This is a genomic window from Vibrio sp. YYF0003, from assembly GCF_036350715.1.
Taxonomy (GTDB): domain Bacteria; phylum Pseudomonadota; class Gammaproteobacteria; order Enterobacterales; family Vibrionaceae; genus Vibrio; species Vibrio natriegens.
In genome coordinates this window covers 1,046,161-1,061,777 of sequence record NZ_JAZDWA010000001.1, presented here as the reverse complement: position 1 = coordinate 1,061,777, position 15,617 = coordinate 1,046,161, and the positions used below count along the sequence as shown (strand labels likewise).

The window sequence follows — 15,617 nt, the reverse complement described above, 5'->3', positions numbered from 1 at the left end:
ATATAGCCAAAAAGAATAATTACTATTAGATTAAAAAGTCTAAAATTTTAGAGTTCAAAACCCTTCTCATATCGTTAAAAATCTATCTCTTTTAGGTCCGGTTTATCGCCGTCTACTCGGGTCACACTTTAATGAAGATCTTACTAACCTTCTGCTGTTAAAGGTGAATCTGACCAATTAGCCACCCTCGTTTGCTCCAACGGCTACTTTGGCTTGAAACTTTTGCATGCCATCCTATCGTGTTCTTTGTTTTATGAGAATTGAAGCGCTTCTCCTGCCTAGCACATCGTATGCTTAAATTTAACCGTTTACGAGACGGTAAGCTTCATATTGTTATTACTATTTAATCTGATGCATATGCATATGGGTCACTACACTTTTACAAATGCTTAACAAATTAAATGGTTCAATGTCGAGCCATTTTAGTCACCACAAAACAAGGAAGAGCAGCTATGAACAAGACAATGCTTTTTGTTTTAATAAGTTCACTGTTGAGCACTGGCGCATGGGCTGGTCCGCCGGGAGAAAATACGCATGGTAGTACAACGATTTCGGTATCTGAGAGTATTCTAGGAGCGGATACATGCATAAATCCAGCCTCTGCGATGGCAAATGATTCAGATAGCGATGTATCAGCTGATGCTTTAGCTTACGCGATGTCCGAGGCTTCTTCATATATCGACATCAGTTATTCTGGGGGCGTGACTCTAGACTTAACAAGGCACGGAAACAATGGCGCTGTACATCAGGTCGAGTTAAACGCGAGTATGGGAAGTGGTACTCTTTTTGCCCAAGTGGCTGAGTCCGACACAGAAGGGGATTCAGAGGCTTCTGCTTATACTAGTGCAGAAGCGGAAGCCGCAGCTACGATGATTGCACAAGCCTACATGAGTGTATTCCAAGGTATTAATGAGGATATTGACCTCGTAGTAACAGAGATCACCATTAAGATTGGTACCGAAGCGACAGCATCAGCTGTTGCCGGAGTTGAAGGCTCAGCAGAGAGCGAAGCAGTCGCAGAGTCTGAAGCTAGTGCGGATGGCGATAGTTCTGCTTCTGCAAGTGCAACTGGCGGAGGTATATCGTCGAGTGGATCTTCATTCTACGTACAAGGAGCCAATATCGAAGAGTTTACAACACAACTGGGTGTTGCAAGCGGTACTGTATTCAATGTTCAGACTTCAGCTCTTGCGCAAGTATACGCTGACGCGATGGCAACATCATTCGTTTACGCCATGGCAGAAGCATCAGCTCAAGCGCAGGCCGCTGGCAAGCTTACGTTTGAATGGGACTTACCTGTTTTAGGGACAGGTTCGTTACCCATTGTGACCGCTTTTGACTCTGCGGCTGATGTCGCGCAACAAATAGCCGATGCCACTCAAGAGATCATTTCGTATGCGCAAGCTGCCGCTACCTCTTCTGCAAGCGCTTTAGGTGGTTCTTCCGTTAACATGAATATGATGGTTCATTATGAGAATCTACCTGGTACCGAAGATTTATTGGAAGTCGTGGGAGGTGGTAGCCTTGCTTTAGACTGTTCTCAAGCTTCGGCCAGTGCGACTGCAAGTGCAGAGGCTGAGACTAATTAGAGACTTAGTTTAGCCAAAACAAATACCAAGTCATCCAACGCATGAGTTGGATGACTTTTCTTTTATGTTCGGATAGCTATTTAAAATCAAGCTCTTCCAGAAGCTGGGCTCGGTAAGCTCGCGGAGTGACTCCAAACCAAACCCGACAGGCGCGGTTAAATGTGGCTTGTTCTGAGTAGCCTAGTAGCCCGCTGATTTGACTTAATTTTAGGTTCGGATCTTTCAAATACTTGGTCACGATAACTTGTCGCTCACTCACTAATATTTGCTCGTAAGTAGTACTCTCTTGGGCGAGTTTTCGTTGCAGTGTTCGCTTGTGCATAGAAAGGTGAGAAGCGATGTTTTCACTGCTACATTGGCCTGTGGGAAGAAGACCTCTAATGAGTCTTCTTACATCATCAGAAACGGAACTGGCAAAGGGAATGGGTTGTGATTCCAGGTAGTGCCTTGCCAGTTTACAGGTTTGCTCATCTTCGCTGGATAGTGGAGTCGCGAACGCCGACTCTGGGAGAATAAATCCGCACCAGTTCTGATTAAACTCGACTGGACAGCCAAATACGTTTTGATACGACGCCTCATCTCCCAGCCGAGCGTGCATAAAGTGCGCAGAGATGGGTTTAAAGTCGTTTCCGCATAATAACTTAATCACCTGCATCGCATTCGCCAATCCCAGCTCATAGCACTGTACAGAGTAGTCAATGCCACGACCCTGCACGCAGTATTCCAACTTTATTGTTCGGGCTTGTCCCTTTGTTTGAACGATGTGTTTTGTCGTTAATGCTGAACAATGCAGGTGTAAATAATTGGAAATATTTTCCAGTGCATCACCAACCGTCGCCGAACTGCGTGCAATCACCGAAATCGGGCCAAGAATGCCCATACCCTGATATTCAGCGAGTCTCAGGCCGAAGTCCGGGCAATTGAGAGTGGTTACCGTGTATTCCAGCAAGGCAATCATATTACGAAAGATGAGGAAGGAATCCTCATCTCGTTTGTCTGCACTAGGGATGTGATATTTCGACAGCAGATAGAGAGGATCTCCACCCAAAGATTGCGTGAGATTGTCGTATCCGCGAAGGTTTGTCGCTCTAATTAGAATATGCACCATGACTCCCTTGTCTCTATTTTTCCATTCTATCGCTGATACAGTTCAGTCAAAAATGTGGAATTAACATTTTAGTAACATTGTCGTGTTTTATCAAAAAATAGTCGTCATTCATCAATATTGTTTGCCTTCCTTTCTGAAATATTGAGCAATGTTTAGTCAATAATAACGACAAAAGGAAAACGTTATGACCGCTGCGCACTACGACACTATCATCATCGGAGCCGGACTTTCAGGGATTGGAACCGCTTGCCACCTAGCCTCTGAGCACCCTGATAAAACACTGGCGATTTTAGAAAGAAGGGAACGAATGGGAGGTACCTGGGATTTATTTCGTTACCCAGGAATTCGTTCTGATTCAGATATGGCGAGTTTCGGGTTTGACTTTAAACCTTGGTATTCCGATAAAGTTTTGGCAGAAGGAAAAAGCATCCGGGAGTATGTTGCGGAAACGGCTGAAGAGTTTGGCTTTGACGACAAGGTGCAATACGGTTTGGCAATCACTTGTGCAGACTGGTCTGACGCTAAACAGCGATGGACTGTGACCGCTACGTACGAGTCGTCAGGTGAGGAAAGAACATTTACTTGCTCGTTTTTGATCAACTGCGCTGGCTACTACAATTTTGATAAAGGCCATCGACCACATTTTGAAGGAGAGGAATCGTTTAAGGGCGATATTGTTCATCCTCAGTTTTGGCCAGAGGATTTTGATTATTCGAACAAGAAAGTGGTCGTCATTGGTAGTGGTGCAACAGCCATAACACTTTTGCCAAGTATGGCGGAAAAAGCTGCGGGTGTGACTATGCTCCAGCGCTCGCCAAGCTACATTATGGCGGTTCCGAATACGGATAAAATTTCTGTTTTCCTTAATCGTTTTTTACCGAAAAAGTGGGTGTTCAATCTGATCAGAAAACGCAACATTCTCATGCAACGAGGTATGTATCTGGCGTGTAGAAAATGGCCAGAAAGAATGCGTAAAGTGTTGCTATCGCATGTTCGTAAGCAAGTTGGTCCCGAATTTGATATGAGTCACTTCACGCCGAATTACAACCCATGGGAGCAGCGCTTGTGTGCAGCGCCAGACGGTGATTTTTTCAAAACCTTGCGTTCAGGTAAGGCGAATATCGTCACTGATCATATCGAACACTTTACGGAAAAAGGCATTAAGCTGAAATCTGGACAGTACCTAGAGGCTGATGTGATTGTGACCGCAACAGGTTTGGATATCCAGTTAATGGGGGGCATGGAGTTCCTGTTAAATGGTGAGCCAATCAATGTTCCGAATCGCATGATCTATAAAGGGATCATGATTGAAGGGGTGCCGAATTATGGTTGGATATTTGGCTATACTAATGCGCCATGGACGTTAAAAGCGGATATCGGCGGACGTTATTTGTGTCACTTGTTTAGTCATATGGAACAACATGGTTTTGCCGCTGTTCGACCAGTGGACAACGATAATGCCAACACGGGTGTCAGCATGCTAGATGGCTTTGCGCCGGGTTATATGGAGCGGGCCAAAGAAAGAATGCCGAGACAAGGAAAAGAAGGTCCTTGGGTTGTCACTATGCACTATGGAAAAGACAAAAAAGCGTTGACTGAGGATCCTATCGAAGATGGCGTTTTACAGTTTTCTCCTGCTGTAAATCAAGATAAAGCAATGGTTCAGGAAGTTGAAGCGACAGCATAAGACGACTTACCTTAAGTGAAGGACTTGAATATGAAAATACCTGATAGCACTAAGCCGCCGGTGGTACTTATTCCCGGAATGTGGAGTACGGGAGAAACCTTATCAGAAGTACAGCAGGCTTTTGAAGCGCAAGGTTATGAGGTGGATTCTCTTTGTCTTCCTGAGCACAAGAACAAGCTCGAATACAGTCAAGCGGATAAAAGCCGACTTGCTACGACTACATTACAAGACTACGTGGATTTCATCGTTGCCAGAGTTAAGTTGCACGATCTTGCCCCTATTTTGGTTGGGCATTCAATGGGAGGATTGTTAGCACAATTAGTGGCGGTTAGGGTGCCAGTCAGTAAATTAGTGCTGCTCTCATCTGCCTCTCCTGGTGGCATTAATGGTTGGAGTTGCTCGGTTATTCGTACATTTGGGCTCAACTTATTGGTATTTCCACTTTGGCGTAAAGTCACGGAAGTTGGCGAGAGTAATGTCCGCTATGGCATTGCTAACTCTCAAAGTGACTCTGTTCAAGAGCAAATCCTAGACAATATGACCTTTGAGTCGGGCATGGCAACGTTTCAGATTGGCGTTGGTGGCTTTTTCAAAAGTGGTTTTTCACGGGTTGATGCAAAGCAGGTGACGTGCCCAATACTGGTACTGGGCGGAACCGCAGATCGTATTACGCCTATCAAGGTGCAACGCGAGATCGCGAAAAAGTATGGGCAACAGGCTACTCTGGTCGAATTACCAGAGGTATGTCACTGGACAATAGGGGGAAGCAATTTACCCCACGTTACATCGTTGATCTTTGACTGGCTTGATGAACAAATACATATCGCCGCGTAAATACAGCGTTTGTACATTGAACTGCATGTTTGAAAAATGCCCTCCTGTTATAGGAGGGCATTTTGTTTACTCTTAGCTAGCGAATTGGAATCTTGTGTTCTTCTTCGCTGTGTCCGGCTAGTTTAGGTACCACGACAGTCAAAACACCGTCGGAAAAATCAGCGCTAATTTCTTCGACATTAATGTTGTTACCGAGCGTAAAACTTCGAGACATTTTGCCACTGTAGCGTTCACTGTGGACTACTTTACCTTCTTTTTCTGTCTCTTTTTTAGTTTCGATACTGGCTTCGATGGATAACACACCTTGCTGGCAGCTAAGTTTGATATCTTCTTTTTTCACTCCCGGCAAATCGGCAGTGACTTCGAAAGCTTGGTCTTTCTCGACGATATCAACTCGTGGTGAAAAAGACCCTTCTTCGAATCGTGTCCTCAATGCAGGAAATGAATTGTCAATGAACCGGGAGAAATCTGCCCAGCTATCACGAGGAACCAAGCTCATAAGTACCTCCTAATTCACTCTTTCCTAACATCACTATAAGTGTAATTCGGGTGTGCGAATTTTCAGGAAAAATTACTGCTCTGTTTGATAAATATCAAATATTCAGCGGGAGGTTTTTAGCTCTCAAAAAAAACGTCCTACTACTTAATCTCAGACCATTTTGTTGTTTGATTTCGCCCCTGCCTTTTAGATGTATAAAGCGCTTCATCTGCTCTGTCTACAATGCTATCTATGTTCTTATCACTTGGATGTAATTCGGCCACACCCAGACTGATTGTAAGTGGTTGACCCGGACTGAATAGGAATGACTCTGTTTCTTTTCGTATCGACTCAGCCACTTTCACCCCGTTATCTTCCGATGTGTTGGGCAGTAGAATAATGAACTCTTCGCCCCCCCATCGTGCCAAAATATCACTATGCCTTATTCGATTTGACACAAGCTCACTCAATTCTTTGAGGTAGATATCACCGACATTATGCCCAAATTGATCATTAATGGATTTGAAATGGTCGACATCAAACAGGATGATGCTAAAAGTAGAGGTGAGGTTTTTACCCTGTACAAATTCATATTGTAAGTGCTCGGTGAACTTGTTGCGGTTGAATACTTGAGTAAGAAAGTCGGTATTCGAAGCAGTAGTGAGCCTTTGATTATGTCTGTGGCTAGCGAATATGCTCCAAGCGGTCACGGCAGAAACCAACAAGATAAGTAATAAGTATATCAGGTAGTTATTGCAAAGCTCTTTCAGCCTCGCGTCTTGCGTACTGGAGATTAAGTACGCAACATGTTCACCCTTGATATTTTTAATGGATAAAAAGCTCAGTATGTATGTATTGTCACCGATAGTAATATCGTGGGAGAAGCTATGTTCGTCTAGGGTTAGTGAGCTTAAAGACTTTTTAAGCGTGTCCGCGTTGTCTAACAAGTCTCTGTATTTTATTTTCGGTAAATGTTGTTCGAATACGGCTTTATCAAAATAGTAGTTATCGGATAAAAAGCTGTTTAGATAATTGTATGCCATGTCGTCGAAGAGCTTAGACTCTACGGTCGATTTGTTGATGATAAAATGGAAATCATCATCGGGGTACAATTCAAACAGTAAGTCGACGATGCTACCCATGGAAAGAGACACTTCTAATGTGCCAACTTGTTTATCGTGATCGACAACTGGGTACACGAATCGGTAACCATTAAATATCCGGCCTTCTTCGAAGCCTTCGACAAAGCGTTCTTCGACATTCGCTAATCTGACGGATTCTCTTATGGAGAATAGGTTATCGCCAAACTTTTCTGGTTTATGAACTCTTAAGAAACTGTCGCCATTTTTGAAGTGAAAATGCAGTTGCCTAAAATTGTACTCCTTTAACAAGGCGTAGTCTTTTTTCAACAACTGGTAGATCTTCTGTCTGTTTTTGTTCCTAACTTCTTCACCAGAATAAGCTGCAGCCGCGAATAAAGGGACGATTTCCTTATCTCTCTCGATTTGTTTGAATACGTAGTGAGAAAACTTGCGATATACACCAATACTCGACTGAACTTTGGATTCAAACGTTGTGGAATAGTTGCTAAGGATACTTGATTTCTGCTCGTGATAGCTGTCGAAGAGCAAAATGAATAAGGAGACCAAAAAAAGGCCAAGTGCAGCATAGCGGGTGGTTAATTTATGGGGTGTTAACCGAGAAAATTTAGGCGTATTTCGTGGCGACAAACGCTAGCCTCTAAAACTTTAAAAAATAGATTATGACAGTAGGGGCATAGTACAAAGATGTTAGTAAATTTAATAGGTTTTTTAGTATATTGTTAGATTGCGATCAGGTTTATGTTTTCCGAAAAGCACATCTTTTTGTACCCAAATATAGCGCCCACCAGAACCGTGGTTGAGCGCTATCTAATCTCGTTCTTATTAGTCTGTGTATAATGGTCCAATTCATTCAAGTTTGTGCTGCAATGTTAGCGATAGGATGAATCAAAAAGCCCTTTTAGGCGCTTCTGTTATTACGCGTCGAAGGTTAAATGCTACTCCCTCAGTTCAGCACGAACTTCTCTACAATCTAATTCGTTTATGAAATGGTCGCTGAAGACAACTCTTGGGTGTGTTTGCTGCTTTTACGGCGCACTTTGATCTGCGAGAGAATAACACCGGAAATAACAAATAAGCCGCCAACAATATGGTAGAGATGAACTTCTTCGCCTAGTAATGTCGATGCTAACGCCACTGCGACCACAGGCATTAAATTCATGAACATGGCGCTGGAGTCAGCACCGATTAAATCTATTGCTTTCACCCACATTAGTGGAGCGAAAATTGAGGCTGCAATGCCTGCGTAAGCAATCATCGGGAGTGCTTCTTGGCTAGGGAGAAGATGATCACTGGTCAACCACAATGGTGCCAGCATGAGCACTGAGAAAAATCCTTGCATGTAAACCAAAGTCAGGCTGTTAAATGGCATCTTCCAGCGTTTAAGTAGCACGCAGTAAGTTGCGTAAACCAAGGCGGCAAGTAACATCAAACTGTCACCTTGAGTCATGTCCTGATGGAAGAAATAGGTGATGTCTCCGTGGCCAAGCATAAAGGCTAACCCTAACAATGAAATTAAGCCACCAACGATACTCAATTTAGAAATCGACTTACCTAACAAAGGCACACTCAGAAAGACGCTAATAAGCGGAACCAATGACGTAATCAGTGCCATGTTAGAAGCTGTGGTCGTTAAACCAGCGTAATAACCCAGTGATTGGTTTAAAACCATACCGAGCAGAGCGAGACAAGCCAATTTACTGAGATAAGGGCGAATAACGTGACGCTGCTTAATCACAGCTGGCAGACAAAACGGTGTCAGTATCAGCAATGCGATAAACCAGCGGTAGAAACTCATTGCACTCGGTTCAATCGCACTGGCTGCCATTTTGTTGACGATAGCATTCCCACCCCAAATCATGACGGTAAAAAACGGAAGTAAATAAACCATAAAAATCCTATCGCACAATAATTGATGACGATAGTCTGGCAGGTCTTTATAATGAAAAGTATCTCCTAAAAGACATAGTGAGCGATAGGAAGACAATTTTGAAAAAGAGTTCGCGAAACCTCCACCCTTCATTATCAATTGATAGGGCACCATCCGACGTATTTATGAATTTCGAAGCGTTTTTGTCGAATACAGAGACTCGAATTCACAGCCATCCTTGGGGGCAGGTACAGTTGATCAGTGGTGGCATCTTGGAAATTGATGCAGAAGACACACGCTTTTTAGCACCACCTCATTTGGCTATCTGGGTGCCTGCGGGAATTCGTCATACCAGTTATAACAGAAAACCGATCGAGTATTGCTCGCTAAATATTTCGCCTGAATTGACGGCACATTTCCCGACCAAAACCAGTTTGATTAAGGTTACGCCAGTCATAGCTGCGATTATTGAGGATTTTCGCCAACGAGATATCAATGTCGCGCATAGTGATGAAGACAAACGTCTAGTGCAGGTACTTCTCGATCAACTGGCAAAACAAGAAGTGGAGCACCATTTCTTACCGACTACCGATAACAAGTACCTAGAACCTATCCTTAAAGCGGTAGAAGAATCTCCCACGGATGAGATCAGTTTGGCAGAGTGGGCCGTAAAGGTGCACACCACCGAGAGAACGCTAGCGCGTCATTGCCAGAGTGAACTAGGGATGAGTTTTACAGAATGGCGATTACGTGTCCGCTACCTGCATTCTATGGAGCTGCTACGCAAGGGACAAACGGTAAAAGAAGTCGCATTGACCCTAGGTTACAATCAGGCGAGCCCTTTTATTGCAATGTTTAAGAAATACTCCGGCATGACACCGGAGCAATATAAGAATCGTTTGTTATAGCAGGCATACCAATTGTGGCTGGAATCATAAGATGACATTTTAGACACAATAGTTGTCATTTTGGACAGATAAGTTGTCATGGTCTACTTTTAGGTTGTAAATTTACTACTTAGGGCTAGGCCATGTACCCACATACCATAGATAAGCCACACGCTAAGAAAAATATCTTCAAGTTCATTAGTGTGAAAAATAAAGCCATTATCATGTGCGAATCATCACTTGAATTTGATGCTTGTTTTCACCTTGAATACCATCCTGACGTTGCATCTTTTGAGAGCCAGCCGTTTTACTTGGAATACCAGTTAGAAGATGGTTCACATAGCTACACTCCTGACTTTCTTGTAACGCTGAATGATGGTAAGAAATACCTACAAGAAGTCAAAAATTCCAAGTTATGTCTTACGCCTGAATATCTTCATGTTTTCGAAGCAATGCAAAGAGGTAGTGAAGATATTGGATTTCCCCTTTATCTCGTTACAGAAAGACAAATTCGCAAAGCCTTCATCTTAGATAACCTTAAATTGATCCACCGTTATGCGGGTTCAAAACACATTTGTTCTTTCAAACAATCACTTTTAGAAGTCATTCAAAACCAAGGGTTGTCGTCATCTGAAAAACTCGCCGGTATATTTGGTAAGTCCATAGGCTTTATGAACAGAGAATTGTTAGAGCTAATGAGCCTTGGCCTTGTTTCTGCCCATTTTGAAACATCCATGTTCGATGAGAGAACTGCAATTTGGGTGAGTGAACAAGTATGAGTGGTCCATTTGTTGACGAATCTAAAGGTGAACCGCCTAATAATGGTGAAGGTGGTCTAGTACAAGATGTAAATATTGGTGATGTTACAACAGACTCTTCTGATCTTTGTTACCGCCCTCTAAATACTTTAACGGTTTACGAACGAGACTTAGACAGTTTTCCTGAAGAGCTTAAAAATGAAGCTTTAGAGCGATTTAAGCTTCTGTCACTTATTGGCAAAGAGTTCGATGGTCCTTGGCCATTTAAACAGATACAACAGTTAATTGAAAAGTACAAAGATGACGTTTCTATTCCAACTCCTAGCCCAAGAACGGTTCAGCGTTGGAGGGAACGTTATGAGAAGAGTAACGGCGACTTAAAATCTCTTATTGTTAGAAATTATGCTAAAGGTAATCGTAAACCAAAGATCATAGGTGATGAATATTACTTTGATTTAGCCGTGCAAAGTTGGCTCGAGGCTGAAAGACCGAACATCACCCGTGCGTATGAACGTTACTGTGACTCAATTGAAGTAGCTAACGAATCAATTGTTGTGGGTAAAATACCTAGCGCTAGCTACAAATCATTCTCAAGGCGACTTAAACAACTCCCTCCCTATGCTGTTGCTCTACAAAGACATGGAAAATATTTTGCTGATCTTTGGTTCAGACACAACGCTAAGCACAAGCCGCCTACACGTATTCTGGAGCGAGTTGAAATTGATCATACACAACTGGATTTGATGTTACTCCATGATGAGTATCTTGTTCCTATTGGACGCCCCTGCTTGACGATGCTTATCGATGTATTTAGCGGTTGTATCATTGGCTTTCATCTTGGTTTTCATGCACCGGGTTATGCAACGGTAGCAAAGGCATTGTTAAATGCGATGAAGCCTAAAGATTACGTAAAAGATTTACCTATAGAGTTAAATAATGAATGGATTTGTGAAGGAAAAATTGAAAAATTGGTCATGGACAATGGGGCTGAGTTCTGGTCGAAAAGTATTGACGATGCCTGTAAAGAACTCAACATTGCTGTTCAATACAATCCAGTCAAAAAGCCTTGGTTAAAACCCTTTATCGAAAGGTCATTCGGTATTCTAAACAAAACGTTACTCTCTACTATTCCAGGAAAGACGTTTTCGAATGTTCTTGAAAAGGGGGACTATGATGCAGCCAATAAAGCTGTAATGAAGTTCTCTACGTTTGTTGAAGAACTTCATCGTTGGATCATCGATGTACATAATGCCAAACCTGACTCGAGAAACAATCGCGTGCCTAACTTATATTGGAGCCAAGGCGTCAAAACACTTCCTCCAGCTAGACTCCCAATTAAAGACAGCGAACAACTGTCTATTATTATGGGTATATTGGTGAAGCGAAAACTCACGGAGAAAGGTATTCAATACGAAGACTTATTTTATCGTAGTCAAGCCCTTGCCGATTACCGAGCAAGGTTCCCACAGACGAAAGAATCAGCGATAAAATCCATCAAAGTAGACCCCGATGATCTGTCGAGAATTTTTATCTTTTTGGAGGAACTTAATGGTTATATCAAAGTTCCCTGTGATGACCCCGAAGGATACACAAAACATCTTTCACTTCATGAACACATTATCATCAAACGAGCCCATAAACAGTATATCAAAGGGCAAGTTGATACCTTGTCGCTTGCGAAAGCACGTCTAGCTTTGGCAGCGAGAATGGAAGAAGAAACAGAAGAGTTGCGTTCTTTCAAGAGAAAGCGTAAGCCGCCGAAAAACATTAAAAAGATGGCTGAGTATTCGGGAATAAGCAGTGCAGTTATTGAATCGAAGTCACCAGCTTTGGATAAAATGTCATCGAGAAAAAGCAACGCCGAAGAACCAAAGGATATTGCCAACTTTTTGGATGATTGGGAGGCGATACTCGGAGATTTAAGTGATGACTAGCAACTCTGAGAACGTTCAACGTCTTGTTTCCAACTTTAATCAGTCTTTTGCTCTGTTTCCTCCATTCGATGCAATTCTTAGTGATCTGGAAAAACTACGAAACAAAAGTGCAAGAGAAGGGTTTAAACCATCGATGTTGATCTATGGAGATACAGGTGCAGGTAAGTCTGCATTACTTGAGCATTTCACTAAGGAGAGCAAATCCAAAACAGGCCGTAAGGTACTGAGAACAAGAGTGAGGCCTTCACTGCAAGAGACTCTTAGCTGGACACTTCATGTTCTAAATCCTCTCCGGAGAAATAATCGATTTGTAAAAAAGGCATCTGAAATTGGCTTAACTGACATGGTTGTCCGCGACCTTAGACAAGCAAATATAGGCATTATGATTATTGATGAATGCCAAGAGTTTGTAGAAATTCGTTCGAGTGATAAAAAAAAAGAAATCAGTAATCGTTTGAAGATGATCAGCGAAGAAGCTTCTGTCTCCATGGTCTTTGTTGGTATGCCTTGGTCAAAAGAAATCACCAGAGACAGCCAGTGGGAGTCCAGAATACGTTTAGTTCGAGAAATTCCTTACTTCAAAGTGATCAATGATGATGGAAGTAATAACAAAGACGAGATGAAGAGACTTGCTCTGTGTTTAAAGGCGATATCAAAGCTGATGCCATTAGATAAACAACCTCAGTTAGAGCTTCCTGAGTTCAGTTTTCCACTTCTGGCTTACTCACGCGGAGAGATGCGAGCACTGAAAGATATTCTATCCGATGCTCTCGAAATAGCTCTTAACGAAGGCTCGAAGGAACTAACAAGGAGCCATTTAAAAGAGGCTGCTAAATTTTCTGTCGAAGGTGAAAACCCATTCGATGCAAAAGCAAATACGATCCAAATTCAGACGATTCAGCAGTACACACGTTTTGAGTTAGATGAAAACACTGGCAGAAGAGAGAGGTTTGATCGTGCTTTTACAGCATTGCAGCAAATTCCCTTCCAAAAGCTACTCAGTAAACGCTAGCTCTCGCCGCCTCCCCCCAATCTAGCAATCAATGCCGCTTTATCCTCATCACTTAGTTTATCTACCAAGCATGCCAGCTCTGCACTTAATTCGTTACGACAGAAAAAGTAGTTTAACGGTACGTCTAGCTCTTCAGCCATACGTTCGAGCGTGCTTATATCAGGTACGTGTCTGCCTTTTTCATAGTGGTTCATTCGACCACTTGCCGAACTTTCTTCCATGCCTATTCTCACCCCTAGATCTTTTTGGGTGATTTTGGCTTTTTTACGCGCAGCTTTGAGCCTCTCTGGGATTGGGTTGTGGTTTTGCACTTGCTCATTTCTAACAAACCTATCGATAACTTAGATTGTCTAAGTTTTACTGATTTTTGTATACTTAGCAATCCTAAGTTTTTATTGATTGTTATAGCCACATGAACAGAGTCACCAAAATTAACCCACACATGTTTAACTTATTGATTGAAAGAGGAATGGATGATTTCTCTGTAACAGAAGCTAGGGATGCGTTACTTGAAAGCGGTGTATTGTTTCCAAGCAAAGAGGATGCTCGAAAGTATGTGTATAGGCAACTCCTATCGTTTGAGGGCAAAGGATGGCTATTAGCAGATGGACTGCGCCAAGATAAACGTTACCACGTTACTGCGGAATTTAAAGCGTTAGCAGTAGAACCTCGAACCCTCAACGATAAAAATGGGAGAGTGAATTCAAACGCTAATCTAACGGAATCTGCTCTAAATACGTTGGTGCAAGAGAGGAAGCTGTATGAAGGAGAGTTAGCGATTACTTTGGGCGAGATTGAAGAATATCAATCGTTGTTGTCTCGGTTTCCAAGTAACAAGAAAGATCTGCAGCCACTCTATAATGCTGCAAAAGAACACTCAGCGAAACTATTGGGTAAAATCAATGCGTTGAACAATTACGTTCATATAGCAAAAGATAAGGCGCAAAAATGCTAAGGGTTTGGCAAAGCGAGTGTGTAACTCAAGTTTTAAAAAAGTTTACGTCAGCCCGCGATTCCCATTTCTTTTGTCAAGCGACTCCAGGAGCTGGAAAAACAGTTATGGCTGCAGAGGTTGCAAAGTGCTTATTTGAAAATGACATGATCGACTTGGTCCTTTGTTTTTCGCCATCCCTCTCCGTGGCTGAAGGAATGAGAAATACATTCTCTTGGAAGTTAGAATGTTCTTTCAACGGAGGATTGGGCTCTTTGGGGGGATCTTATACGTACCAATCCATCCGATTCTTGGATGAAAGCTTTTGGAAAACGGTCAGAAAGTATCGAGTGCTAGCCGTATTTGACGAAATTCATCATTGTTCGTTTGATGAAGACGGTCGTTCTAATTCGTGGGGGATAGAAATTATTAGGAAACTCCAAGGGCTTGCACAATATACACTGGCGTTATCTGGAACACCCTGGCGATCAGACCGGTCACCCATTGTAATGGCTGAGTATTCTGATCCAGATGGAATGGTTATTTGTGATTATCAGTATGGATTAAAACAGGCTGTTGAGGACAGGGTATGTCGTCGTCCTCAAATTGTATTAATAGACAATGATCATCTGAGTATTTCTAAGGGGAGTACAAATCAGCACTTTACCTCCATTTTGGATTGCCTGAAACAATCAGATGTTTCTTACCAGAGTGTCATCCACAATGAAGATGCCATGAACTATATTCTGGAGAGTGGTTGCCAAAAGTTAGCACAGGTAAGAAAAGAATCACCAAATGCAGGTGGGTTAGTTGTTGCTGCTTCTGTTAGACATGCGAAAGATATTCAGCAGAGACTTATTGAACGCTTCAATCAATCGGCCTGCGTTGTTACTTATCACCTTAACAACCCGTTACAGGAAATTGAATCATTTCGGCATTCAGATACACAGTGGATAGTCAGTGTGGGGATGATAAGTGAAGGAACCGATATCCCTAGATTACAAGTATGTTGTCATATGAGTGCGGTTAAAACAGAGCTCTATTTTAGGCAGGTATTAGGTCGAATACTTAGAATCAATGACTCGCCGAACCAAGAAGCCTGGCTTTATACCTTTGCCGAGGAGAGCTTAATTAGGTTTGCTGAAAGGATTGAACAAGACATTCCAGAGTCATGCCAGTTAATCAAACTTAACAAGTGCAGTGAGAAATATAATAAACAAGAAAGGAACGCTATTTCTACAGAGCGTTTAGTCGATATGGCCTTGGAGCCTAAGGAGGCTATATCCAGTATCAATTGGTCCAGGATTAGCCCTTTTTCTAATACGGCCACCCTTCCGGTCGTGGGTTACGATGAACTGCATTTAGGTGATTTTAAACAAAGAGTTCTTGCTGCCTTTATGTAATCAAGAAAAATATTATTCACCTTGAT

Annotated in this window: 14 protein-coding genes; 9 read left to right on the top strand and 5 right to left on the bottom strand. The window is 42.5% G+C overall.

All coding sequences use genetic code 11. The annotated features are described in order from the left end of the window. Positions 1-452: 452 nt before the first annotated feature. Positions 453-1,589 (top strand): hypothetical protein, encoded by a 1,137-nt coding sequence (locus V1U08_RS04650; RefSeq protein WP_243978715.1) that lies wholly within the window; start codon positions 453-455, stop codon positions 1,587-1,589. A gap of 76 nt (positions 1,590-1,665) precedes the next feature. On the opposite strand, the gene V1U08_RS04645 is transcribed toward V1U08_RS04650, so the two are convergent. Then, positions 1,666-2,697: an AraC family transcriptional regulator gene (locus V1U08_RS04645; protein WP_330470052.1), complete on the bottom strand. Its 1,032-nt coding sequence runs from the start codon at positions 2,695-2,697 to the stop codon at positions 1,666-1,668. A gap of 184 nt (positions 2,698-2,881) precedes the next feature. Here V1U08_RS04645 and V1U08_RS04640 point away from each other — a divergent pair, with 184 nt between their 5' ends. Both V1U08_RS04640 and V1U08_RS04635 read left to right on the top strand, forming a co-directional pair. Then, entirely contained in the window at positions 2,882-4,384 is a 1,503-nt protein-coding gene (locus tag V1U08_RS04640; protein ID WP_330470051.1) for a flavin-containing monooxygenase, read from the top strand. A 30-nt stretch (positions 4,385-4,414) separates the two neighbouring features. Further along, positions 4,415-5,218, top strand: coding sequence for an alpha/beta hydrolase (locus V1U08_RS04635; protein WP_330470050.1), 804 nt, complete (start codon positions 4,415-4,417; stop codon positions 5,216-5,218). Between the two features lie 76 nt (positions 5,219-5,294). Here the strand turns inward: V1U08_RS04635 and V1U08_RS04630 are convergent, their stop codons facing one another. From V1U08_RS04630 to V1U08_RS04620, 3 genes are all read right to left on the bottom strand, one after another. Beyond that, positions 5,295-5,717, bottom strand: a complete 423-nt coding sequence (locus V1U08_RS04630) for an Hsp20/alpha crystallin family protein (RefSeq protein WP_014234844.1) — start codon at positions 5,715-5,717, stop codon at positions 5,295-5,297. A gap of 140 nt (positions 5,718-5,857) precedes the next feature. Continuing rightward, a complete protein-coding gene (locus V1U08_RS04625; RefSeq protein ID WP_330470049.1) occupies positions 5,858-7,345 on the bottom strand; it encodes a sensor domain-containing diguanylate cyclase in 1,488 nt (495 codons plus the stop codon). Between the two features lie 433 nt (positions 7,346-7,778). Then, complete coding sequence (locus tag V1U08_RS04620; RefSeq protein ID WP_330470048.1) at positions 7,779-8,687, bottom strand: DMT family transporter; 909 nt, start codon at positions 8,685-8,687, stop codon at positions 7,779-7,781. Positions 8,688-8,785: 98 nt separating this feature from the next. On the opposite strand from V1U08_RS04620, the gene V1U08_RS04615 reads away from it, so the two are divergent. The 4 genes from V1U08_RS04615 to V1U08_RS04600 all read left to right on the top strand — a co-directional run bounded on the left by V1U08_RS04615 (position 8,786) and on the right by V1U08_RS04600 (position 13,257). Then, a complete protein-coding gene (locus tag V1U08_RS04615) occupies positions 8,786-9,574 on the top strand; it encodes an AraC family transcriptional regulator (protein ID WP_014234841.1) in 789 nt (262 codons plus the stop codon). Positions 9,575-9,696: 122 nt separating this feature from the next. Next, a complete protein-coding gene (locus V1U08_RS04610; protein ID WP_014234840.1) occupies positions 9,697-10,332 on the top strand; it encodes a TnsA endonuclease N-terminal domain-containing protein in 636 nt (211 codons plus the stop codon). Next, positions 10,329-12,245 carry a Mu transposase C-terminal domain-containing protein gene (locus tag V1U08_RS04605; RefSeq protein ID WP_330470047.1) on the top strand — a complete coding sequence of 639 codons (1,917 nt, stop codon included), beginning with the start codon at positions 10,329-10,331 and terminating at the stop codon, positions 12,243-12,245. Before V1U08_RS04610 ends, V1U08_RS04605 begins: the two co-directional genes overlap by 4 nt. Then, the gene (locus V1U08_RS04600) at positions 12,238-13,257 is read left to right on the top strand and encodes a TniB family NTP-binding protein (RefSeq protein WP_330470231.1); all 1,020 of its coding nucleotides are present in this window, start codon (positions 12,238-12,240) and stop codon (positions 13,255-13,257) included. The genes V1U08_RS04605 and V1U08_RS04600 overlap by 8 nt, the downstream gene beginning before the upstream one ends. Here V1U08_RS04600 and V1U08_RS04595 read toward each other — a convergent pair. Beyond that, positions 13,254-13,568: a helix-turn-helix domain-containing protein gene (locus V1U08_RS04595; protein WP_330470046.1), complete on the bottom strand. Its 315-nt coding sequence runs from the start codon at positions 13,566-13,568 to the stop codon at positions 13,254-13,256. The genes V1U08_RS04600 and V1U08_RS04595 overlap by 4 nt on opposite strands. Positions 13,569-13,669: 101 nt before the next feature. Here V1U08_RS04595 and V1U08_RS04590 point away from each other — a divergent pair, with 101 nt between their 5' ends. After that, positions 13,670-14,212, top strand: coding sequence for a hypothetical protein (locus V1U08_RS04590; protein WP_330470045.1), 543 nt, complete (start codon positions 13,670-13,672; stop codon positions 14,210-14,212). After that, positions 14,206-15,591: a DEAD/DEAH box helicase gene (locus V1U08_RS04585; protein WP_330470044.1), complete on the top strand. Its 1,386-nt coding sequence runs from the start codon at positions 14,206-14,208 to the stop codon at positions 15,589-15,591. Before V1U08_RS04590 ends, V1U08_RS04585 begins: the two co-directional genes overlap by 7 nt. Positions 15,592-15,617 lie beyond the last annotated feature (26 nt).

Excerpts from the sequence above, each read along its gene's own strand:
- V1U08_RS04590 (WP_330470045.1), top strand. The coding sequence starts at position 13,670 with ATGAACAGAGTCACCAAAATTAACCCACACATGTTTAACTTATTGATT.
- V1U08_RS04620 (WP_330470048.1), bottom strand. The coding sequence starts at position 8,687 with ATGGTTTATTTACTTCCGTTTTTTACCGTCATGATTTGGGGTGGGAAT.
- V1U08_RS04630 (WP_014234844.1), bottom strand. The coding sequence starts at position 5,717 with ATGAGCTTGGTTCCTCGTGATAGCTGGGCAGATTTCTCCCGGTTCATT.
- V1U08_RS04605 (WP_330470047.1), top strand. The coding sequence starts at position 10,329 with ATGAGTGGTCCATTTGTTGACGAATCTAAAGGTGAACCGCCTAATAAT.
- V1U08_RS04610 (WP_014234840.1), top strand. The coding sequence starts at position 9,697 with ATGTACCCACATACCATAGATAAGCCACACGCTAAGAAAAATATCTTC.
- V1U08_RS04650 (WP_243978715.1), top strand. The coding sequence starts at position 453 with ATGAACAAGACAATGCTTTTTGTTTTAATAAGTTCACTGTTGAGCACT.
- V1U08_RS04640 (WP_330470051.1), top strand. The coding sequence starts at position 2,882 with ATGACCGCTGCGCACTACGACACTATCATCATCGGAGCCGGACTTTCA.
- V1U08_RS04585 (WP_330470044.1), top strand. The coding sequence starts at position 14,206 with ATGCTAAGGGTTTGGCAAAGCGAGTGTGTAACTCAAGTTTTAAAAAAG.
- V1U08_RS04635 (WP_330470050.1), top strand. The coding sequence starts at position 4,415 with ATGAAAATACCTGATAGCACTAAGCCGCCGGTGGTACTTATTCCCGGA.
- V1U08_RS04600 (WP_330470231.1), top strand. The coding sequence starts at position 12,238 with ATGACTAGCAACTCTGAGAACGTTCAACGTCTTGTTTCCAACTTTAAT.
- V1U08_RS04645 (WP_330470052.1), bottom strand. The coding sequence starts at position 2,697 with ATGGTGCATATTCTAATTAGAGCGACAAACCTTCGCGGATACGACAAT.